General features: G+C 55.5%; 18 protein-coding genes and 1 pseudogene. 9 read left to right on the top strand and 10 right to left on the bottom strand.

Features of this window, described 5'->3' with window-relative positions; all coding sequences use genetic code 11:
* Window positions 1-346: ArsR/SmtB family transcription factor (locus ACESLM_RS17225; RefSeq protein WP_372632815.1), on the top strand; the 346-nt coding region annotated here is incomplete at its 5' end.
* Between the two features lie 215 nt (window positions 347-561).
* Window positions 562-3,888 (top strand): DEAD/DEAH box helicase, encoded by a 3,327-nt coding sequence (locus tag ACESLM_RS17220; protein WP_372632814.1) that lies wholly within the window; start codon window positions 562-564, stop codon window positions 3,886-3,888.
* 132 nt (window positions 3,889-4,020) lie between these two features.
* Here ACESLM_RS17220 and ACESLM_RS17215 read toward each other — a convergent pair whose 3' ends face one another.
* The 3 genes from ACESLM_RS17215 to ACESLM_RS17205 are packed head-to-tail and all read right to left on the bottom strand — an operon-like array spanning window position 4,021 to window position 6,519.
* A complete protein-coding gene (locus tag ACESLM_RS17215) occupies window positions 4,021-4,848 on the bottom strand; it encodes a hypothetical protein (protein ID WP_372632813.1) in 828 nt (275 codons plus the stop codon).
* 15 nt (window positions 4,849-4,863) lie between these two features.
* Window positions 4,864-5,688, bottom strand: a complete 825-nt coding sequence (locus tag ACESLM_RS17210; protein ID WP_372632812.1) for an imm11 family protein — start codon at window positions 5,686-5,688, stop codon at window positions 4,864-4,866.
* An 18-nt stretch (window positions 5,689-5,706) separates the two neighbouring features.
* A complete protein-coding gene (locus ACESLM_RS17205) occupies window positions 5,707-6,519 on the bottom strand; it encodes a polymorphic toxin-type HINT domain-containing protein (RefSeq protein WP_372632811.1) in 813 nt (270 codons plus the stop codon).
* A gap of 39 nt (window positions 6,520-6,558) precedes the next feature.
* Between ACESLM_RS17205 and ACESLM_RS17200 the strand changes: the two are divergent.
* The 3 genes and pseudogenes from ACESLM_RS17200 (at window position 6,559) to chrA (ending at window position 7,966) form a co-directional block, all read left to right on the top strand.
* A pseudogene (locus ACESLM_RS17200) lies at window positions 6,559-6,830 on the top strand (AsnC family transcriptional regulator).
* A 3-nt stretch (window positions 6,831-6,833) separates the two neighbouring features.
* Complete coding sequence (gene chrB, locus ACESLM_RS17195; protein ID WP_372632810.1) at window positions 6,834-7,424, top strand: chromate efflux transporter ChrB; 591 nt, start codon at window positions 6,834-6,836, stop codon at window positions 7,422-7,424.
* A complete protein-coding gene (gene chrA, locus ACESLM_RS17190) occupies window positions 7,421-7,966 on the top strand; it encodes a chromate efflux transporter ChrA (RefSeq protein ID WP_372632809.1) in 546 nt (181 codons plus the stop codon). Before chrB ends, chrA begins: the two co-directional genes overlap by 4 nt.
* A 178-nt stretch (window positions 7,967-8,144) precedes the next feature.
* Here chrA and ACESLM_RS17185 read toward each other — a convergent pair whose 3' ends face one another.
* From ACESLM_RS17185 to ACESLM_RS17155, 7 genes are all read right to left on the bottom strand, one after another.
* Complete coding sequence (locus tag ACESLM_RS17185; protein ID WP_372632808.1) at window positions 8,145-8,687, bottom strand: RNA polymerase sigma factor; 543 nt, start codon at window positions 8,685-8,687, stop codon at window positions 8,145-8,147.
* Window positions 8,688-8,791: 104 nt separating this feature from the next.
* Window positions 8,792-9,469: a TIGR00266 family protein gene (locus ACESLM_RS17180; RefSeq protein ID WP_094044119.1), complete on the bottom strand. Its 678-nt coding sequence runs from the start codon at window positions 9,467-9,469 to the stop codon at window positions 8,792-8,794.
* A gap of 18 nt (window positions 9,470-9,487) precedes the next feature.
* On the bottom strand, window positions 9,488-10,084 hold the full coding sequence (locus ACESLM_RS17175; RefSeq protein WP_372632807.1) for a hypothetical protein: 597 nt from the start codon (window positions 10,082-10,084) through the stop codon (window positions 9,488-9,490).
* 263 nt (window positions 10,085-10,347) lie between these two features.
* Window positions 10,348-12,453: a beta-galactosidase gene (locus ACESLM_RS17170; RefSeq protein WP_372632806.1), complete on the bottom strand. Its 2,106-nt coding sequence runs from the start codon at window positions 12,451-12,453 to the stop codon at window positions 10,348-10,350.
* Window positions 12,454-12,532: 79 nt separating this feature from the next.
* Window positions 12,533-14,116, bottom strand: a complete 1,584-nt coding sequence (locus ACESLM_RS17165; RefSeq protein WP_372632805.1) for an ABC transporter substrate-binding protein — start codon at window positions 14,114-14,116, stop codon at window positions 12,533-12,535.
* Between the two features lie 42 nt (window positions 14,117-14,158).
* On the bottom strand, window positions 14,159-15,718 hold the full coding sequence (locus ACESLM_RS17160) for a response regulator (RefSeq protein WP_372632804.1): 1,560 nt from the start codon (window positions 15,716-15,718) through the stop codon (window positions 14,159-14,161).
* Between the two features lie 110 nt (window positions 15,719-15,828).
* Window positions 15,829-17,577 (bottom strand): sensor histidine kinase, encoded by a 1,749-nt coding sequence (locus tag ACESLM_RS17155; protein ID WP_372632803.1) that lies wholly within the window; start codon window positions 17,575-17,577, stop codon window positions 15,829-15,831.
* A 207-nt stretch (window positions 17,578-17,784) separates the two neighbouring features.
* Between ACESLM_RS17155 and ACESLM_RS17150 the strand changes: the two genes are divergently transcribed.
* From ACESLM_RS17150 to ACESLM_RS17135, 4 genes are all read left to right on the top strand, one after another.
* The gene (locus ACESLM_RS17150) at window positions 17,785-18,705 is read left to right on the top strand and encodes an ABC transporter permease (protein ID WP_372632802.1); all 921 of its coding nucleotides are present in this window, start codon (window positions 17,785-17,787) and stop codon (window positions 18,703-18,705) included.
* A 15-nt stretch (window positions 18,706-18,720) separates the two neighbouring features.
* The gene (locus ACESLM_RS17145) at window positions 18,721-19,656 is read left to right on the top strand and encodes a carbohydrate ABC transporter permease (protein WP_372632801.1); all 936 of its coding nucleotides are present in this window, start codon (window positions 18,721-18,723) and stop codon (window positions 19,654-19,656) included.
* A 212-nt stretch (window positions 19,657-19,868) separates the two neighbouring features.
* Window positions 19,869-21,452 carry an ABC transporter substrate-binding protein gene (locus ACESLM_RS17140; RefSeq protein ID WP_372632800.1) on the top strand — a complete coding sequence of 528 codons (1,584 nt, stop codon included), beginning with the start codon at window positions 19,869-19,871 and terminating at the stop codon, window positions 21,450-21,452.
* 449 nt (window positions 21,453-21,901) lie between these two features.
* The gene (locus tag ACESLM_RS17135; RefSeq protein ID WP_372632799.1) at window positions 21,902-22,594 is read left to right on the top strand and encodes a class I SAM-dependent methyltransferase; all 693 of its coding nucleotides are present in this window, start codon (window positions 21,902-21,904) and stop codon (window positions 22,592-22,594) included.
* The last annotated feature ends 274 nt before the right edge of the window (window positions 22,595-22,868 follow it).

The following is a 22,868-nucleotide window of genomic DNA, read 5'->3' as shown; positions in this document are numbered from 1 at the left end:
AGCCGGACAGAGGGAGTTGGAGAAAATGAGCGACCGATTGGGCGAAATGGCGGAGCTGTTGAAGCTGCTGGGGGATCGTACGAGGTTGGCTATTTTGGGCTTGCTGCAGGAAAAGGACCTCTGCGTCTCGGACATCGTAGAATTGCTGGGCACGAGCCAGCCGAACGCGAGCCAGCATCTCCGCAAGCTCCGTACGGCCGGACTCATCAGCGAGGAAAAACGCGGCCAGTGGGTCTACTATACGTTGAATCTGAGCGATTTCCCGGATTTGCGGATCTTCCTGTCCCAACTGCCGGGGCGCAAAGAGCGACTCCGCTCTCTTGCCAATCTGGAGGAACGGAGCTAGTCTCCTCTCCGGATATCTTAGTCTCGGTCCGTTAGCTCATCTGGAGCAGCGGACTTTTTTGTATTTCTCCGTCAGCTGCCGTCTAGTCGCATCCAGTGATGGACCGTACTCGCCCCGTATTCGCCGCGACGGAATCCGTCCTGATCCCACGTTCGTCGGCCCGACGAATTTCTGGTATCATGGGGACAACAAGTTCCGAATCAGGAGACCCTTCCATGAGCTTCCAACTGACGAAAAAAAAGATCAAAACGATGTGCGGCTCCTACTCTTACGAGAGAGGGGAGGTCGATTTCCGGGCGGGCAAAGTCGCGATCGTCGACTACGACCCCGCCCTTCTCGTCTGCGCGGCGACGGTCAAAGGCACGCACTCTCTTTTCCGCGTCGATATTCGCGCCGGAGATAACGGGGACGTTCGCGCCGATTGCGAGTGCCTCAGCCTTAACTTATCCGCCAGCCAGAGCTGCCGCCATATTGCCGCCGCCCTGTTGACCCTGTACGAGCTTCAGCAATCCGGACAGCACAGCGCCGTCAAATCGGCCAAGAGCAGCCCTGCGGCCCCTGTCCGGTTACCGGATAGAAGCCCCGCTTCGACTGCCGCTCCCACGGAAGCCGCGTTAACGGACGTCATGCTCGGCCTGTTCGACCCGAAGCCCGTCCGCTCCAGCCGGGCGTCGACGATCTTCGATTCCCGCCAGCCGCTAAGCGTAGAGTTCATCATCAGTCTGTTCCCGTACGGATATCGCAAAAACATGTTCTCCATCGAGCTGAAAATCGGATCGCAGCGCATGTACGTCGTGCCGAAGCTGAGGGACTTCCTGGAACGCGTCGGCCAGCGGGAGCGATGCGAGTGTTCCAGGCATTTTACGTACGATCCCGAGCTGCACTGCTTTCACGAAACGAACGACGCCATCATCCGCAAGCTGATCGAAATTCATCGCAACGAGAAAATGTACCGCGACACCTCGGGCTTATACGCCTCCCATACGACTCCCGCAGGAGGAGAACGCGCGCTGCTGATTTCGCCTTCCTCATGGGAAGGGCTCGCTCCTTTGTTGGCGCAGGCTCCATCCGTTCGGTTGGAGTACGACGGCCTGTCCTACGAGGGCCTGCGTTTTTCGGACATGCCTGTACCGCTGCTGTTCGATCTTGAGAGAGACGACTCCAGCGCTCGGACGGAGAATTCGCCGGGATATCGAATGAACGTGCAAGGACTCGACCGGCTTACCGTGCTCGAATCTTACGGCGCCATCTTGTCGGAAGGCGCGCTGCTTAAGGTGAAGCCCGAGCCTTGCAGACGTCTAGCCGAACTCCAGAAAATGCTGGCCAATGCCCGGGACGCCCGCACGATTCGAATCTCGCCCGAACAGATGGCTCCTTTCATGGAGAGAGTCGTTCCCGGCTTGATGGGGCTCGGCAGCGTCCGACTGTCCCAGGACGTCTCCGAGGAAGTCGTGCAGGCTCCATTAAAAGCGAAGCTCTACCTTGACCGCGTGAGAGACCGGCTGCTGGCCGGACTTGAATTTCATTATGGGGACATCGTCCTTAACCCGCTGGAGAACGCCGAACGAAGCCGCAAGGCGGGCCGGATCCTGATGCGGGAAGGGGACAAGGAAGCTCGCATTCTGGAGCTGATGGAACAGGCGAAATTCATTCAAACGGAGAGCGGCTACTTCATGGAGGACGAGGAGGGGCAGTACGATTTTCTGTACCATGTCATTCCGCAGCTCGAGAAGCTGTTGAAGGTATACGCCACCACCGCGGTGAAAATCAGGCTCCACGTCGGGCATGCCCCGCCGAGAATCTGCGTCGACGTAGACGAACGCACCGATTGGCTGGAATGCAAATTCGAGCTGGACGGCGTGCCGGTGACGGAAATTCGCCATCTGATCCAGTCTCTCAACGAGAAAAGACGATATTACAAGCTTCCGAGCGGAGCGCTGCTGCCGCTGGAGACGCCAGATTACGAAGCGATCAACCGTTTTATCGCCGTTATGAAAGTGGACAAGGGTACCTTACACGGTGCGGAATTCCGGCTTCCCGCCGTTCGGGGACTGCATCTGATCGACGCGGAAAACCGGGAGCTCGCCCTGAAGCTGGGCAAGTCTCTGCGCGGGATGCTGGAGAATATGCGCAATCCGGACAGCCTTGATTTTCCGGTGCCGGATTCTCTCTCCTCTATTATGAGAGACTATCAGAAATTCGGTTACCAATGGCTCAGAACGCTGGCCCATTACCGGTTCGGCGGTATTCTCGCGGACGACATGGGGCTTGGCAAAACGCTCCAAAGCATTGCCTATCTCGTATCGGCGCTCCCCGAAATCCGCAGCCACGGGCAGCCTGCCGTTATCGTCTGCCCCGCTTCGCTCAGCTACAACTGGCTGAACGAGCTTCGCAAGTTCGCTCCCGAAGTTCGCGCGGTCGTCGCCGACGGAGACAAGGTCGAGCGCAGCCGCACTCTGGCGCAGCTCTCTCAAGTAGACGTGCTGATCACCTCTTACCCTCTGCTTCGCAGAGATGTCGAGGTGTATGCGGAGGTTTATTTTCACGCGTTGATTCTGGACGAGGCGCAAGCGGTCAAAAACTACGCGACCCAGACGGCCCAATCGGTGAAAGCTCTGCAAGCCCGCCACAAGTTCGCTTTAACGGGTACGCCGATCGAGAATTCGCTGGAGGAGCTGTGGTCGATCTGCGACGTCGTGTTCCCCGAGCTGTTCCAGGACCGCCGAACGTTCTCGGAGCTTACCCGGGAAGCCGTCGCCAAGCGAATCCGGCCGTTCCTGCTGCGCCGCCTGAAGACCGACGTGCTCTCCGAGCTGCCGGAGAAGATCGAGTCCGTACAGCCTTCCGTGCTGCTGCCCGAGCAGAAAAAGCTCTACTTGAGCTACCTCGCCAAGCTGCGCAAAGAGACGCTGAAGCATCTTGACGAGGAAGGCTTCGGCAGAAGCCGGATCAAGATTTTGGCGGGGCTGACCCGGCTTCGCCAGCTTTGCTGCCATCCGGGCCTGTTCGTCGAGGGATACGACGGCGGCTCGGCCAAGTTCGACCAACTCATGGAGCTGATCGAGGAATGCCGCGCCGCAGGCAAGCGGATGCTCGTATTCTCGCAGTTTACGGAAATGCTGGGCATGATCTCCCGGGAGCTCGGCTATCAAGGCGCTTCTTTCTTCTATTTAGACGGGCAGACCCCGGCGGCCGAGCGCGTGGATCTGTGCAGCAGGTTTAACGACGGCGAACGCGAGTTGTTCCTCATCTCGCTGAAAGCCGGCGGAACCGGCCTGAACTTGACCGGCGCGGACACCGTCATCCTATACGATCTCTGGTGGAACCCGGCGGTCGAGCAGCAAGCGGCGGACAGGGCCCATCGCATGGGGCAGAAGAACGTCGTCCAAGTGGTGCGACTCATCGCCCAGGACACGGTCGAAGAGAAGATGTACGCGATCCAGCAGCGCAAAAAACATCTCATCGACGAGGTCATCGAACCGGGACTGGAAGCTCTGTCTTCGATTACCGAGGAGGAGATTCGGGATCTTCTGATGATTTGATGATCGAATAGCATCGGGGTACAGCAAAAAGATGAGAACGCAATTGCGCCTCATCTTTTTACTATGCCGCTATGGAGTAACTCTCCAAATATTCATCTTAAACACCCTTGTCTTGTATATCCACACTTTGTCTTAGAGTTCAGATCTGTCCACTTCATGCCAGAGATAACCCAGAAGAACAGGCGGAATGTATACCGGCATCAACCAGTGGTATTCCTCGTCATCGCCAATTTGCCCCAACCACAATCTCCCTTCTACATCCCTTTGCATTTTCCACTTGCCGCTAGCAACGCCCAATCCGCTGTCCACCTTCTTAATTGCATCCTCGTAAGAAAATTCCGGACCTTTGTTTTTGTCGATCGAATCCAGCTTCTCTTGATACTTCCTCTGCTTCGCTTGCTCCATCTCTTCAGTGAACTCGGAATCCCAAAGTTCGATATACCCTAATCCTTCCAATTGGTGATGTGCTGCCAATTCAATAAATTTATCTGTAACATACAGCTTTGTCCAACGGCGGGTTTCTGGTAACTTAAAGATTAATGTATCATGCGGAATTTTCTCAGGTATGAACACTGTCTTTCTATAGTCAATAAATGCACCGGAACTTAACGTGTTTGCAATTGATCTTTCTTTATCAGCACAATCAATTATATTAGTCACATTTATCAGCCGAAGATCAAATTCGGAATGATTAACCGATAAAAATTCAACCTGATCTGCAAGAAATGGGTCCAACCTTTCACAAGCTAATGCCGAGAATAGGGGAACACCGCTTTCGAGACATAGGAAGTCTTTTCCTTTTCCTTTCTTTACCGTCCTAAGTTCAATTGAGGTCCAATTATCCTTTTTGATTGTGCCATCGAAATCAGAATAAATTGGGTGGTTTTCTTGCTTAGCCTTTTCTATATCATAGTTCAAGACATAACTATTATCCGTTGCATTAAAACTCCATATTTTCATACCAATCACTACGCCTTAGAGTTCAGATTTGTCCACTTCATGCCATAGGTAACCAAGAAGCACAGGCGGAATGAATGCCGGCATCAGCCAGTGATATTCTGCATCTTCTCCCAATTGTCCTAGCCAGAAGTCACCTTTCTTATCCTGCTGCATCTTCCACTTATCGCTGGCAACGGCCAAGCCGCTGTCTACCTTTTTGATCGCTTCCTCGTAGGAAAATTCCGGGCCTTTGTTGTTCTCGATCGACTTCAGCTTCTCTTGATATTTCCCCTGCTTCGCCAGTTCCATCTCTTCGGTGAACTCCGAGTCCCATTCTTCGATAAACTTAAAGCCTTTAAGCTTTTGCTTCTTGACCAACTCCACAAATTGGTCTGTAACATAAATACTGTTGAGATTTTCGGGAATTTTGAAGATGAGTGTTCCATTGGGTATTTTTTCAGGGTCGAAGATTACCTTTTTAAATCCTAGAAATTCTCCCGTCTTCAACCTGTCCGCGACTGACTTCTCTTTGTTAGCACAATCGATAACGTTTATTACATTAACTAACTGAAGCTCCATTTCATCGCAAAGCAGTGGTAGATACTCTACATGGTGTTGAATAGCCGCTCCGATTTTCTCAAATGTAGACTTGGGAAAAACCATTGTTCCAGATAAAAAATACGGAAGATCGCAGTATCTTCCTTTGCGATAACGGACGAGGTAACAAGGGCCCCAGATATCCGAAATTGGGTTTCCGTCAAAGCCGTCTACAAGCAGATCCCTGACCAAATTACCGATTTTGCTTTCGTCAATAGTTAACTCGCAACTATATTCATCGCTTCTAACTCTCCAAATTTTCACCTTAAACACCCTTTATTATTATTTTACTTTCCCGATTGCTAAAGCACCTGTTAATAACTCATCACGTATTTCGTTGATAGCTTGCAAGACTTTGGCTTCTTTCTCGGCGGCATTCCCCCCCGATTTCTCAGCTTTGGATATTTTGTCATAGACATACTCAAAGGAAACATTAGTATGTCCTCCATTGTGAGTAGCTAATGTCTGCCCATCGATGACGGTAAAAACTTCGCCCGGAGACTTTGGCAAAAACACTCCATTTGCAGATGAATTAATGTTAATGTTGAAGCGGGCCAGAATTGTACGTGCATTTGCTGCAAAAACATTAGAATGACTCTCTCCTATGATGTGGTGGGCTTGCCATCCGGGTGGAGGAACAATATTCGTATGCTTAATAATCTCTGCCCTTAATATTTCCGAAGGCGTTCCCTTTGTATAAGTTACATTCTTTGATAAAGTAGCATACTTATCCAATCGGCAAGCATCCAACAAATTATGAGTCAAGTAACCTTGCTCGGAAATATAATAGGTATGATAGTCCTCAACGGTAAAGTTGTAGACTTGAGACGGGTTATACTCAATATCAATAAACTCAATCGTGTGATACTCAAGATTTTCTGTCTCTAATTGATCGCCAACGGCCAACTCATCTGCAGCAACCCAGCCTCTGTCTTTGACCCAGAAGAGATGGTTTGAGGTCGTCCTAATTTCTTTACCATCTACTTGAAGAACGTAGAATACCTCGGCATCAAATGAATACAGTTGCTCAACCGGCTTATAAGCTTGAGCCCCGGTATTAACTAAAAAAATTCGCGTAGAGACCGGAAGGTTCACCGATAGAAGCACCGAAGTATACAGAAGGGTTGTTCCAGCATGCAGATCCATGACATCGACCGGCAGATCATCAAGGCGCTGAACGCCAACGGGCGAATCTCCTACACCGAACCGGCCAAGGAAATCGGCATGTCTCGCGTGGCGATTCAGTCCCGCGTCAACTCGCTGATGGAGGAAGGGGGCATCGTGAGGTTTACGGAAAGATGAAGAAGTTTATGAACGAGAAACTGTATAAGCTGCCCGGCGTCGTCAGCGTCGATTGCCAGGTGCTGATTACCCGGTACAAGAGCCGCATGGGAATGAGGTTGTAGACGATGAAGGGACATTCCGCGAAAAAATACGTCCAGCTCGCATGGGCGATGGGCAAGACGGGCATTCTCGGCTACGGGGGCGGTCCGTCCGTTATTCCGCTTATCCGGCACGAGGCCGTCTCCGCTTACCGGTGGATGGACGACGACGAGTTCGGGGAGACGCTGGCGATCGCCAACGCGCTGCCGGGACCGATCGCCACCAAGATGGCCGCTTACCTCGGCTACCGCGAGAAGGGCGTACCCGGAGCGATCGTCGCCATTCTCGCCCACATTCTGCCTTCCTGCGTCGCGATGATCGCGCTGCTTTCTTTCGTGAATTTTCTGAGCCATTCTCCCGTCGTTCAAGGCATGATCGCCGCGGTTATGCCCGTGATCGCGGTCATGCTCGGCGTCATGGCCTACGAATTCGCCAAGAAAGCCTATCAGGGCCTCGGCAGAGGGATGGTCGTCGTCTTCTGCGCGATCTCGTTCCTGCTGCTGCAGGTCGTGCCGGTCCATCCCGCCATCGTCATCGTGCTGTTCCTGGCCTACGGAGCCGTTCATTACCGGCTGCTCGGCAAACTCAAGAATAAGGCCGGAGGAGAAGCTTCATGATCCTGCAGGACTTGATCGACCTGTTCGCCGGCTTCTTCCTGTCCAACCTGCTTGGTTACGGAGGCGGACCGGCTTCGATTCCACTGATGTACCGGGAGATCGTGACGCATTACCAGTGGACGAACGATACCGAATTCTCCAACCTGCTCGCGCTCGGCAACACGCTGCCCGGGCCAATCGCTTCCAAGATCGCCGCCTTCGTCGGCTTCGACGTCGCGGGCTTCGGCGGAGCGCTCGTCGCTCTGGTCGCGACCGTCGTCCCTTCCGCCGTTTTGTTGATCGTGCTGCTCCGGCTGATGGCGAAGTATCGCCACTCTCCCGTCGTCAAGGGCATGACTCTGCTCGTGCAGCCTGTCATCGCCGTCATGATGATGTTGCTGACCTGGCAGATGGGCAGGACGTCGATCGAAGCCTTGGGCTGGTGGCAGGCGATCCCGATCGCGGCCATAGCGCTGTGGGCGATGGAGAAGCGCAAGATCCATCCCGCTCTCGTCATCTTGTGCGCGTTCGTCTACGGCGGGCTGGTCGTCCCTCACATTTGACTGCGGTTCCGCCTCCGGCTCAGGAATCGAGCAGCTTCAGTCGCTGTAGGATCGACGCCTCGCTCGGGTAGATCGGCATATGCTCGGACAGCCCCACGATGCAAAACAGCCGAGAAACCCGGCGACTGCCGGAATCCTCGGCTTGCTTACCCGTCCGCCTGCGGCGGTTGGTCGTTGTTCAACCCTTGTCCAGATGCTTGCGAAGCAGGTCTCTGCCCCGCTTAAGGCGCGACTTGACCGTGTTCATTTTCACCTGATTCATCTCCACGATCTCTTCCATCGACATGTCCAGCACGTACCGCTGGTACACCATAAGCCGATAAGCCTTCGGCAGCTTGTCGATGGCGGCGAGCACATGCTCCGAAGTCTCCTTCAGAATAAGCGCATCCTCGGGCCGGCTCGCTTCCGCGACTTGATTCTCCCAACCTTCGTGATTCATCATCGGATGACTGAGCGTGAGCTTCGTCTTCCTTTTGCGCAGCATGTCGATGCAGATGTTTTTCGTCGTCGTGAAAATAAGCGAGGAGACCGATCCCGCCGGATCAAGGCGTTCGAAGTTCACGTAGAGCTTGAGGAACGTCTCCTGTACGGCCTCTTCGGTATCCGTCTTGCTCCGCAATATTTTCCATGCGAAGCTGAATATTTTATCTTTATAATGCTCGAATAATTGCTCGTAAGAGACGACCGGCAATCCCCGGCCGACTGCGGGCTGCATATCCATAGGCTTTGCACCTCTTCTCCGTAAATCTCAGTATTCTCTATTATAGCACCATAGAGCTTGCCTGTTCGATATTCACAGAAAATTCGCAAAACCTTTTTTCAGCCCTATCTGCCCGGAAGAAACTTCTTGATCCAGTTGCCGAAGCCCGACGGATTGCGGGTCTGGATGAGCACGATCCCTTCGCCCCGGAAGCGGCAGACGAGACCTTCGCCGCTCGTGATGCTGGAGAACCAGCCTTTGGACGCTTTCTCGATCGAATAGTGAACGTAATCCGGCCAGGCCACGAGATGACCGTTGTCGATAATGCGCTCTTCTCCCGGTGCGAGATTAACCGCGTGGATCGAACCGTACGAAGCCAGGAACACCGTGCCTTTTCCGCTGATCTCGATAATGAAGAACCCTTCGCCCGACAGCAGGCCGCGGCTCAGATTTTGCATTTTCGTATTGACCTGGATGCCGCTCGTGCCGGCGAGGAATCCGTCCTTCTGGACGAGAAGCCGGTAAGACCCGTCCAATTCGACGGCCTGAATGTCTCCGATGGAAGACGGAGCGAGCAGCACTTCTCCGCCGCCGCGGTTCGCCGACAGCTCCTGGAAGAAGAACGTCTCCCCGCTGAGCATCCGGCCGAGTCCAGCCATAATGCCCCCGTCCGCCGTTCCCTTGACGTCGACGTTGGGAGACATGGACACCATCGCTCCCGACTCGGCTTTCAGACTTTCTCCGGCCTGCAGTTGAACCTTCAGCATGGCGAAGGCGCCCTGGTACAACAGTTCGTATTTCACGACAAATCCTCCTATAGGTTAAAATCGGCGTCCGCGCGAGAAATCGTCCCCGAAGCCGTTATCGTTGTTCTTATTCGTCAACCCGTTCATCCTGCCGATCGCGTCTTTATAGATGCGCGTAATCTCCTGCACTTTGTCGAACTCTTCGTCTCCCGGCCCCAGATTCTGATAGAACATTTTCTCCAGCACCGTCTGATAGAGTCGAAGGCGGTCCTCGAGCCGCTCCCGTTCTTGTGCGACGATTTCTTCGAGCGAATGCTGCCCGACCCAGCGGTCGATCTCATCCCCCGTTCCGAGCTCCGTTGCCGGGTCCCGTCCGGATCGTTCCCGTTCCGAAGGGATGCGCTCGTAGCGGTCGCCCGACACGTCGACGGAAGTGCGAAGCTGGGAGAGCAGAATGCGTTGTTTGGCCAGCATGACCTGAAAAAATTTGTTCCCGAGCAAATCCGCGACCACGAGGCGGCACATCTCCGGATTCCCCAGCAGCGTGGCGTCGTAAGGATGCAGAATCCACTGCTCCTGCTCGTAAAACAGGTTAAACTCGAACCAGGCTCCTCCGTAATTAAACCGAATGTTGATCGTGGAGGAATCCAAAATTTCAAAGGTAAAATCCAAGAGCCGCGACTCCTCTCTCCTGTTCGTCCTCTCTCTTATTAATAATAAACGGAATAGTTAGGCAATACCAGCCCTTCTGCCAGCGACAAAGCTTCCTCTGTCGGCGTTTCTGCTCAAAATGCTAGGACGGCGGCTTTTCGAGGGGAGTTGGCAGGTTTCTTGGAACATCGCCCTCCGCGAGCATAGTAAAAAGCACAACCCATAGGGGCCGATTGTTCCATGCCCGCGGGTTGTGCCCTTGTTCGCTAGTTTACCATAGTCCGTTAATTAGCCGTCTGCCGCCGCAAGATGCGAGCGCCGTTCGCCGGAAGCTCAAGCCGGCCGGAAACGCATTCGCCCGTCTCCCCGTCCTCGTAGTCGGCTTGGTCGAGAGCGACCGTTGCCTCGCCGCCCGAGAAGTTCAGCAGGAAGACGTAGTCAGTGACGCCGTCGCTGCGCAGCTGGGCGGTCACCCCCGGCGGAAGCTCGCCGCCGATGGCCCGGCGGACGCCGGCCTGCTGCGCAAGCTTGCCGTAGAACGCCTGGTAGAAGGCGTCATCCGCGATTCTCGCCGCCAAATAATACGCCGCGCCGTCTCCGAGACGGTTCACGGTCAGCGCCGGACGTCCCGCGTAGAAGTCGCCTCCGTACACGGCCAGCACCTCCGCCGTCTCGGCGTGGATGAGCTCGCACAGCTCGCGCACCTCGAACGTCCCCTCGATGCCGAGCGCGTTGCCGGCCGCCATCACGGCCGAATTGCGGTCGCTGTCGTACAGCCCCTCGATCTCCTCGGCCCAGATGCCGACCGTCTGCCGCAGCGGTCCGGGAAATCCGCCGAGATGGCACAGGTCGTTCTCGTTCACGACGCCGCTCCAATAAGTAACCGCCGCGATGCCGCCGTCCCGCACGAAACGCTCGATCTTCCGTCCGGCCTCCTCGCGCAGCAGATAAGCCATCGGAACGAGCAGCAGCTTATACCCGCTCAGCTCGTCTCCGGAGCCGATGATATCGGTCGGCACTCCCAGCTCCCAGAGCGCACGGTAATGCTGCGTCACCGTCTTCTCGTAGTGGATGCCGCAATTGCGCGGGCCCTGCGCGTCGTTAACCGCCCAGCGGTTGTCCCAGTCGAACAGGATCGCCGCTTCGGCCGGCACCGGCGTGCCCACGAGATCCGTCAGTCCGGCCAAAGCGCGGCCCAGCTCGGCGACATCCCCGAATACGCGCGTGTTCTCGTGGCCGACATGGTCGACGACGGCGCCGTGAAACTTCTCGCTGGAGCCGCGGCTCTTGCGCCACTGGAAGTATTGCACCGTATCCGCGCCGTGCGCCACCGCCTGCAGAGAGGACAGACGGTGCATGCCGGGCCGCTTCAGCTTGCTCACCGGCTGCCAGTTCGTCAGGCTCGGCGTGCTCTCCATCAGCATGAACGGCTTCTTCTTCAGCGAGCGGAACAAGTCGTGGTTGAAGGAAAACCACGAAGCGACGCCCGCGTCCGACTCGGCCTCGTGCCAGGTCGGATAAGCGTCCCAAGAGATGACGTCAAGCTCGTCCGCGAACGCCCGATAGTCAAGATCGTAAAATAAGTCCATCATATTCGTCGTGCAGGGCAGCTCCGGATTGGCCGCCTTGAGCGGCTTGACCTCATGCTTGTAGAAATCGAGCGTACGATCGGTAACGAAGCGACGCCAATCCAGATTGTGGCCGTGCACCATCGTCTCTCCGTGCGGCGCCGGCGATTCCACCTGCGACCAGTCCGTATACGTGTGACTCCAGAAGGCGGTCCACCAGGCCAGATTCAGCGCTTCAAGCGTGCCATACCTGGCTTTCACCCACTCGCGGAACGCCTCCTGACAGTAGTCGCAATGGCATTCGCCGCCGAATTCGTTGGAGATGTGCCAGCCCGCGACGGCCGGATGATGCGCGTACCGTTCGGCCAGCTTCGCGTTCATCAGAGCCGTCTTCTCCCGGTAGACCGGCGAAGAGTAGCAATGATTGTGCCGCAGGCCGTGCAGGTTCCGGACGCGGTTCGCACCGACCCGCAGCACTTCCGGATATTTCTGCGACATCCATGTCGGCCTTGCGCCGCTCGGCGTCGCCAGCCAGGCGTAAATGCCGTTGGTCGCGAACGTGTCCAGCACTTGGTCGAGCCAGCCGAATTCGAAGCGTCCTTCCTCCGGCTCCAGCGCCGCCCAGGCGAAGATGCCGACCGACATGACGTTGCAGCCCGCGAGCTTCATCAGGCGTATATCTTCCTCAAGCACCTTCGGATCGTGAAGCCATTGATCCGGGTTGTAATCCGCGCCGTGCATCATGACCGGCAGCTTCGCGCTGATCGGAGGAAACTTCCCTATACCGCCGTTTCTTTTGTTGGAGTCGTTATTCGTTGCCATCTTCGCTCATCTCCCTGATTATGCTATATCACCGTCAACTCGAAAGGTTGTCCATTGCATAGCTGCTTCTCGGCACGTTTTATTCGTTCGACTGGCTGAGGAACGCATCAATCTGCGCCTGCAATTCCCGAGCGATCTTCTCGATGCCCGCGGTCTTAAGCTGGCTGATCAGCTCCGCCTGACCCTTGTCCAGGTCCTGGATCAGGCCGTATTCCAGCGGAATGGCGTAACGAAGCATGACGTTGCCGACATTGGACACCTCGGTCTTCACGGCGGCATCGTTGAACACGAACGTCTCCAGCGGAAAATGGTGCAATTCGTCCAGCCACCTGTCGTGAATGGCCGCCGCTTCTTCCGGGTATTCGGCATCCGTCCGGTTCAGAGGCGAGTTCCATCCCCAATTGGAGAAGCCTGCGTAATTGGCGGCGCTCGGCCCGCTTCGCATTTTGTCTTCGCCGACCGGCTCGTAATGCTTGCCGGAGAGGCCGTACATCGCAAGGTCGTGGATTTCCTTGTCGTTCTGCAGCAGGTCGATCAGCATCAACGAGCGCTCGACATGCTTCGAGGCGGCATGGATCGCCAGTCCGTTCTGGGTGGAGATCGCCCCGATCTTCTTCTTGCCCGGAGTCAAGTCGACGATCGCGCCTTCGAACTCCGGCCTGTCGCGGCGCATCTCGACGAGATTGATCGCCAATGTTCCCAAGTTATGCGCGTACGATCCGGTTTTGCCGACCAGCATGTCCTGCCAGATGTCGGTCTTGTTCGTGATCATATTTTTCGACCAGCCGCTATGGTCCGCCAAATCCTTGTAATACGCGATCAGCTCGCGGAATTCCGGCGTCTCGTAGACGTTGAACACCCGTCCTTCCGGATCGTCGAGCCGATAGGCGAACGGGATGCTGTAGTCGACCAGATTCCACTCGTTCTGCTGCTCCAGCAGGATTTGATCGAGCTCGTGCCACTTCCAGCCGTCCGCCGGCTTGGCGCCGAATGCGCCGATTCCCCGCTCCCCGGTTCCGACCGTCTTCAAGTAAGCCGCGAACGTTTGCGGATCTTTCACCGGGTCGAGACCGTATTTCTTGCGCAAGTCGTCGCGGATAATGACCGCCTTGTCGGTGATTTCCTGATTGTTGTTCGGAATCATGTACAGCTTGCCGTCCACTTTCGCTTGCTCCCAGGCGATATCCGGCATTAGCTCCCATGTCCTGGGGGCGTACCGGGAGAGCAGTTCCTCGGTCAGCTCCAGGAAGCCGCCCTTGATCGCTTGATCGTAGTAGAAAGCCCAGTTGGCGGTATACGCGATGTCGAAGTTTTCCTTCGCCGCGAATTTCAGCGGGTATTTCTGCGACCAATCCGACCAGTCGAGAAATTCGACCTCGACCGTCGCGTTGATTTTATCCTTGAGCAGCGAATTGAGCCGTCCGAACACTTCCTCGTAGTCCACCGGCTTGCCGCCGACGAGCAGCATCTTCAATCGAACTTCCCCGGCGGCGTTCGGATCGCGAACCGTATGCTCCGATCCGGGAGCCGTTACGGCCCCGCCGGTCTCTTGGGCGCCGTCCCGACCGCCCGCGCTCCTTTCCGTCCGGCTTTCGGCTCCGCTCCCGCCGCCGCAGGCGCTCAGCAGAAGCGCCGAAGCGAGAATGACGGCCAGCTTTCGCATGCGCGAGATGCCTCCCATATTCCCCCTCCTTAAGCGCGGACGCTAGATTTTGTGCTTCTTCCTGTACTCGCCCGGCGTCATGCCGGTCGCTTGCTTGAATTGCCGGTTGAAATAAAGAATGTTCTTATAGCCGGAGCGGTCGGCGATCTCGTAGATTTTAAGCGTCGGATCGGAGAGAAGCTCGCACACCCGGCGCATCTTCCGCTCGTTCAAGTATTGGCTGAAATGAACGCCGGTCTCTTCGAGGAACAAGTGGCCGAGATAGTTCGGCGTAAAGTCGAAATAAGCGGCCGTCTCCTTCAGCGTGACTTTCTGATCGAGCCGTTCCTCGATGTAGCGCATAATCTCCTCGATCAGCTTGCGCTTCTGCTTCCGCTTCTTGGAGTAGAGTAGCTCGGACAATTCGAACAGCCGTCGCCGAATCCACGACAGGATGTCGTGAATCGTCTCGAATTGGAACAGCCGCACCGGCTGATGCGACTCCCATTTCAGCAGCTCGTACAAATCCTCGTTCATCGCGGCGAGGCCGGCATGAAGCCGCGAAGTAATTCGCACAATCAGATCGTACGCCTCGCTCTTCCCGTTCGGAGCCGAATCGTCGAACAATTCGAGCAGGCCGTCGTCGATGGCGACAAGATCGTATTGCAGGATGGCTTCGAGCAGCCGGTCGACCGACTCGCCGAAGCTCGCTGCATGCTTGTCCCGCGCCGACGTCTCCGATACGCCGCGGATGAGACGGTTTTTGCCGAGCAGCCATTTCGCGCTCAGCGCCGCCTTCGCCTGACGATAGGACTCAAGCAGCTCGTCCTCGCTCTGCGCGAACGCGCCCGCCCCGACCGTCACGGTGAACGGCAGCTTCTCCCGCACTTCCCGAACCAGCTCCTCCAGCAAGCTGTCGCCGAGATCCTCGGGAGCCGCCGTCAGCAGCACGAACCGGCCGTGATGGTCCGGCAGCAGCATGCCGGCCTGATGGTCGGAGGCGAATCGCCGAAGACGTTCCGCCACCTGCCCGACCCGCTCCCGCTTCTCTTCCTCGGGCTTCTCCCGCAGGTTCAGTTCAAGATCGTCGATCTCGATCATCGCGACGGATACGCCCGTCTCGCAGAGCGGTTCGAGCAGGCTCTGAACCAACGGGCCGCCTTCGGCCCCGTTCAGCCAGCGCAGCAGCAGCTCCTCGTTGACGAGCGAGAGCGCCTGAAGCATGGAGCGGCTCTGCTCCCGTTCCTGTTCGATCTTGCCACATAGCGATCCGAGCAGATCGTAGAGCTCCCGGTCCTCGACCGGCTTCAGAAGATAACCCGAAGCGGCGATCTCGATCGCCTCTTTGGCATAGCCGAAATCCTCGTGACCGCTGATGAAGACGATTTTCACGTTGGGCTGCAGCTTCTTGGCCCTGCGGGCGAAGTCGATGCCCGACAGGATCGGCATGCGGATGTCCGACAGAATAATATCCGCCTGCTCCTGCTCCAACACTTTCAAAGCCATAAACCCGGTGTTCACCGCGCCGACGATCTGCAGATCGAACGGACTGCCGGCGACTCTGCGCCGCATCCATTCCAAGTCGACCGCTTCGTCGTCCACCAGCAAGATGCGAATGCTCATGCTGCTCCAGCCTCCTCCTCCGCAAGAAGGTATAGACTCTCCAAAATAGCATACCCGACGACTTCATTCGCGAACATGTCGCGAAACAATGATCCTGCATACTTTTGCAACTATTCCGGTTCTCCCGAAGGCTCGCCCGACGCGGGAAGCGCGATCAGCACCGTCGTGCCGCCGCCGCGCACGGAGCCGATCCGAACCCCGTATTCCTTCCCGTATCTCAGCTTGATCCGTTCGTCCACGTTGCGCACGCCGTACCCGCCCCCGTGACTGGCCCCTTGCATGATGGTCTTCACCTGGCCGGGCGGCATGCCGACGCCGTCGTCGATCACCTTCAGCTCGATCCGGTCGCCGACCCGGTGCCCGGTAATCCGGATCGTAATCGCGTCTCCGAACCAGGCATGCTTGAAAATATTTTCGACGAACGGCTGAAAAATGAGCTTGATGACCCGCACGTCCAAAATATCGGGCTCGACGTCCACGTGCACGGTGAACGCATCGGCATACTTGACCCGCTGAATGTCCAGATACGTCTGAACCTGCTCCAGCTCCTTCTCCAGCGCGATGAACACCTGGCCCTTGTTCAGCGTCAACCTATAGAAACGGGATAGCCTCTGGATCATCTCGGTCGCCTTCCGCGTCTCTCCGAGATTCGCCAGACTGCTGATCGTCGACAGCGTGTTGAACAAAAAATGAGGGTTGATCTGGGCTTGCAGCGCCTCCAGCTCGGCCTGTTTCTTCTGCATGCCTTCCACGTACACGCTGTTGATCAGCTCCTGGATGTTGCCGGCCATCACGTTGAAGGAATCGGCTATGCGCACGAATTCGTCGTTGCCCGAGAAGCGAATCCGCTTCTGGAAGTTGCCCTCCTCGAAGGAGTGGACGAGCGAGACAATCCGTCGCATCTTGCGTCCGGACAGCCTCGCGACGACAAGACCGATGCAGGTCATCACGACGAAGCTCAGCAGACAGACGGCGACGATCGCCTTGCGGAGCCGGCTCGCGTCCTTCGTCAGGTAGGAGGACGGGACGAACGATTCGATGGCGAGGGAAGATTCCGGGATTTCCTCCCGCAAGCTCAAATAACCCGCGTCGCTCCGGTCGGCCGTTCCCCGCTCGAACAGGACCGAATCCGCGGAGAGGTCGCGCAGACGGAGCGCGATCCCCTCCTCCACCGGAAACGCGTCGAAGCTCCCCAGCAGATCGGGCAGCTTCGCGGTGATGCGCACGTACCCGATCACCGTCGAATAATCGCTGTAGGACACCAGCTTGCGAATATGCGAGATGTTCTCCAGCTGCGCATCCGTATCGATCTGCAGCCAGTCATTGTCCCTGCCCGTCTTCCGGTACGAATTGAACCATTCGGTGCGCTCGATCTCGGCAAAAGGAAGAATGTAATAGTCGTCTCCGTCGATCGGCTCGGACAGGTCGTCTCCCAGCACGTAATTCAGCTCTTCGTTCGTCACGTACAGGATCAGACGAATGTCGTTGCCGTACAGTTGGAGCGGAGATTGGATCTGCGGCACGATCTCGTCCAGCATCGTCAAATAAATATTCAGCGGGTCCCCTCTCGTCTGCAGAGCGCGTTGAAACGGCAGGCTGCCGAACAGCGTGTCGGACATCCGCTGGATTTCGTCCATCTGGTATTCCATGTTTTCGCGCGCTTGCTCCATCGCCGTGCGGAGATTCGTCTCGGCCATCTCGGTTCGCGAATCGATCAGCATTCTATACGAGATGGAGCCGATGACGATGTCCGTCAGCAGAACAAGAATCAAGTACGGAATCATCGTTTTGTAAGTGAAGGGGATGTACCTCTTGATGCGCCCTTCCGCATGTGCCGACTTCGAAGCCGTTAGCGCCATATTTTCCGACCTTCCCCTCGGTTTGCAACGCCTTCATTGTAAGACAGGCAAATCCGGATGTGAATCCCCCTTCCGAGACCCGGGCGCTCCAACTCTCTCCATGCCAAATTCCGAATTGTAGATTTCGTACTAGTTTTCGTTGTTTCACATGATTAAATTCTTCGGCCTGCGCTTGCATAATTAAAAGCGAGGAAAGGGGAGCAGCACATGCGACTACACCAATTTCTATACGACGTGAAACGCTACCGAACGATTCTGCTGATGCTAGCGCCGGCCGTCGCGTTCTTCCTGTTGTTCGCGTACGTCCCGATGGCCGGCATCGTTATCGCGTTCAAGCACTATGATTACGCGGGCGGAATTTTCGGCAGCGCCTGGAACGGACTGGCCAACTTCCGCTTCTTCTTCGAATCCGGGGATGCCTGGACGGTCACGAGGAATACGGCGCTGTACAATATCGCCTTCATCGCGGTGAACAACTTTTTGCAAATTTTCGCCGCGATTCTGTTGTTCGAGATCGGGGGCAAATGGTTCCGCAAACTGACGCAATCGATCCTGTTTCTGCCGTACTTCATCTCCTGGGTCGTCGTCGGCGCGATCGCCTACAATCTGCTCAACTACGACATCGGCACCGTCAACGCACTGCTGCGGGGTCTCGGACTGGAGCCCGTCGACATTTACAACACGCCTTCCTACTGGCCGTTCATCCTCGTCGCCGTCTCCGCCTGGAAGACGCTCGGATACGGAACAGTCATGTACTTGGCCGCGATCGCGGGCATCGATACGGAGATGTACGAGGCGGCCGAGATCGACGGGGCTAACATTTTCCAACGCATTATGAAAATCACGCTGCCCAACCTGTATCCGACGCTGATCATTCTCGTGCTGCTGGCCGTGGGCAACATTTTCCGCGGAGACTTCGGCATGTTCTACAACATGGTCGGCAACAACGGAATTTTGTTCTCTTCGACGGACGTCATCGATACGTTCGTGTTCCGCTCGCTCATTACGTCGAACGATATCGGCATGTCCGCCGCTGCCGGCGTATTCCAGTCGGTGCTCGGCTTCGCGACCATCATGTCGGTCAACTACGCGGTTCGCAAATACGACAAAGACCGGGCCTTATTCTGATCGGGGGTTACGACCATGCAAACATCTACTGAGAGGCTGAATCCGCGCGCCCCGCTGCATTCGCGGGGACGACTGCAGAAAGACCGGCTGCTGTTCTCCGTCATTGGTTACGTGTCTCTGACGCTGCTGGCGCTGCTGTGCGTCCTGCCCTTCCTGCTCGTCGTCTCTTCGTCCTTGACGGAAGAAAGCACGATCATCGTAAAAGGGTATCCGTTTCTTCCCGTGGATTTCTCCCTGGAGGCGTACGGCATTCTGTTCAAGTATCCGACGCAAATGCTCAAAGCGTACATCGTGACGATCGGCGTAACGGCGGCAGGCACCTTGCTCGGCCTGTTCCTGACCTCGATGACGGCTTACGCCTTGTCCAGGAAAGATTTCAAATGGCGCAACCATTTCTCCTTCTTCTTCTTTTTCACGACGTTGTTCAGCGGGGGGCTTGTCCCTTGGTACCTGCTCATCGTCAACTACTTGCATATGAAGGATACGCCGCTTGCGCTCGTCATCCCGATGGTGCTTAACGTGTTCTACATCATCGTAATGAAGTCGTTCATGAGCAGCATTCCCGAAGCGATCGTGGAGTCGGCCAAAATCGACGGCGCGGGAGATTTTCTCATCTACGCCCGGCTCATTCTTCCGCTGTCCAAGCCGGCGCTCGCCACCATCGGATTATTTCTCGCCCTGGCTTATTGGAACGATTGGTACAACGCCCTGCTCTTCGTCTCGAACGAAAACCTGATGCCGCTGCAGTACTATCTGTATAAAATGCTCGGCAACATGGACGGCATGCGCAAAGCGATGATGAGCGCCGGAGCCGTCGTCACGACGACGATTCCATCCGAAAGTCTGAAAATGGCGATGACGGTCGTCGCGACCGGTCCGATTCTGCTCGCCTATCCGTTCGTTCAGAGATACTTCGTGCAAGGTCTGACGATCGGCGCCGTGAAAGGATGAGTCCGGGGAAACCCGGTTTATCACCAGGGCGTGTCTGAATACTTCGAGGGCAGCAGATTTTGCCGGATTTTCGTTCCATGCAAGGAACTTTTGTGAAGGCGTACCGGGGTACGTCAAGCAAAAGTGACAAAGCAGGGGGCGAAAAGGCGTTGAAAGATGCCCCTGAGCGGGTTTTCAGACACGCCCCAATATACCTTAGGGGGAAATCTCGAATGGCAACCAAAAAGAGCTTCCTGCTTCTCGCCGTTATCCTACTGATCGCTACCGTTCTCGGCGCATGCGGCGGAAACAAAAACAGCAATAGCAGCAATACGTCGGCGGCCGAGAGCTCGGCGCCGGCTTCCAATTCGGCGGAATCGTCCGGAGAAACGGGAGCAAGCGGCGGCATCGACACTTCCGAGGAAGTGAAGCTGAAGATGATCTTCGTCGGCCCGAAGCCGGTCGATTATGACAGCGTATTCGCCGAAATCAACAAAAAGCTCAAGGAACAAATCAACGCCACAATCGAAAGCGAATTCCTCGACTGGTCGGATTGGGCGCAGAAATATCCGCTCAAGCTGGCGGCCAACGAAAACTTCGATCTGATCTATTCCGCGAACTGGGCCGGCTACAACGACCAGGCGCTGAAGGGCGGTTTCCTGGAGCTGACGGAAGACATGCTCTCCAAGTACATGCCGAAGACGTGGGAAGCGATGTCTAAGGTCAGCTGGGATCAAGCCAAAGTGAACGGCAAGCTGTACATGGTTCCGCAGAACCGGGGAGAATCCGTCGAGAAGCTCATTCTGTACCGTGAAGACCTGCGCAAGAAATACAATCTGCCGGCCATCGACAGCCCGGAAGCTTACGCGAATTATTTGAAGACGATCGCCCAGAACGAGAAAGGCGTCATTCCGTTCACGCCGGAGACGGGCGACTGGAAGTACCACAACCTCGACCGCGTACTGCTGAAGCAAGAGAACGAATGGAATATGTTCGACCTGGATATGCCGTTCGCGTTTAAGCTAAGCGATCCGCAGGGACAAGTGTTCAACGTCTACGAGACGCAGGAGTTCAAAGACTTGGCCAACTACTACAAAGACTTGGCCGACAACAACGGCTGGTCGAAGAACGCTCTGAACAGCAAGAACGACCACCAGCAAGACTTCAAGCAGGGCAAGACGGCTTCGATCACGCATAACAACGGCACGCTCGGCTCGCTGATAGCGCTCATGCGCCAGGAAAATTCGCCGTATGAGGTAGCGCTGGCTGACATCAACCCGAGCAAGGCCAAATCGGTGGCGATCTCGACGCAGAACGGCACGTCCGTCCATGCCACGTCCAAATACCCGGAACGCGCTCTCATGTTCATCGATCTGATGCAGAACGACAAAGAACTGCACGATCTGATCATGTACGGCATCGAAGGCGTCCACTACGAGAAATCCGGCGAAGACAAATATATCGCAACCGACAAAAATCAGAACTACACCGGCTTCTCCAACTGGAGCTTCAACTCCCCCCTTAATCGCGACAACGTGGACTTCCCGCAGGAAGCCTCCGATCTCGTGAAGAAATGGGAAGAACAGGTGTACCACTATCCGCTGGAAACGTTCGTCTTCGACAACAGCAAGGTGAAGACGGAAATCTCCAACCTTGGCAACGTCATGCTGCGTTACGCGATTCCGTTGGAGTATGGAGTCGTCAAAGACGTCGACGCCGGTCTCGCGGAGCTGAACAAGCAGCTGAAGGCCGCAGGTCTCGAGAAGGTTCAGCAGGAGCTGCAATCGCAGATCGACGCTTTCTTGGCGGCCCAGTAATAGCGGTCTGCACATGCGGCAAGGCCGGCAAATCTTCTCGGACAAGGGAAGGTTTGCCGGCCTTTCTTGTATATTCGACATGCTCGCGCATTCCGTCTAAATCCGCTGGTCCTCCATCATTTCGACGATCGCTTCCGTCTTCTCGCTGCTCGCCGCCACGATCAGAAACACGATAACCAGTCCGATCAGCCCGTTCATCAGCATGCCGCTCACATCCCCTTCGCAAGTGTCCATGAGTCGAAAGTTATCGTTACTTCCAGTCTATCCGGGGGAATGAAGGAATATGATGGCAGACAAGCAAAAACGCTGCCTGAAATGATTGCTCCTCATCGCGGCTCTGTTCATAGGAATGTCCTATGTGTTCAATAGTTTTTATATATTTCAATAATAAGCTTATGTTGACTATGATCGATGTTATAAGAAAGCTTGGATACTCGGGAGGCGGCCAGATGGAAAATCGCAATGATGTAAGCAGCAAATTCGATGAAGTTTCGCGCGAATACGATCGCCAAAGAAGAAAGCTTATCCCCTGCTTCGACGATTTCTATGGGGTTTCGGTGTCTGTGGCGGAAGCCGGCTCCGATTGTCCGGAAATATTGGACTTGGGCGCGGGCACGGGATTGTTCTCGTCGCTCATGCTGAGGAAGTACCCGCAGGCTAACATCACGTTAATCGATATTTCGGAGAAAATGTTGGACATCGCGAAGTCGCGGCTTGAGGGGTTCACCAACGTCACCTACGTGCTGGACGATTATACGAATTACGTTGTTCCGGGCAAATACGACATCATGGTTTCGGCTCTTTCGATTCACCATCTCGCGGATGAGAACAAACGGACGCTGTACCGCAACGCTTATTCAAACTTGAAGAACAACGGCGTATTCGTCAATGCCGATCAGGTTCTGGGCCATACTCCGTTTATTGAGTCCCTGTACAAGAACGATTGGAAGAAAAAAGTCGAGGCCAGCGATCTGACCCGAGAGGAAATCGCGTCCGCCTACGAAAGAACGAAACTCGATAAAATGACGGAGTTGGCGACGCAAATCGATTGGATGAGGGAAGTCGGCTTCTCTGACGCGGATTGCGTTTATAAGTATTTTAATTTTGCTGTTTTGTATGGGAGAAAAGGGGACTGTCCCTAAGTCAGGCAACACGCATTATCGAGATAGAAAAGGGGTATATATCTCCTGGAGAGCGAAGCACCTGCCTCATACGGTCATGAAATTACCCTGTCACGGATTAATCGATTCCTAATTTCATGACGGCGCTTCGGGGTCCCCGGAAAGTAATCGGAATAAGCTACGAAGCTTCTCGTCACTTTCTGGGGTACATTGTAGCGTAAGGAGATATATACCCCGTTCTTATTTATCGATAATGTTTTTGTTGCGCTCTTGCGACTCAGGGACAGCCCCTCTT

The sequence above is a fragment of the Cohnella sp. genome (genome assembly GCF_041641335.1).
In the GTDB taxonomy this organism is placed as follows: domain Bacteria; phylum Bacillota; class Bacilli; order Paenibacillales; family Paenibacillaceae; genus Cohnella.
This window is presented reverse-complemented; position numbering and strand designations above follow the sequence as displayed.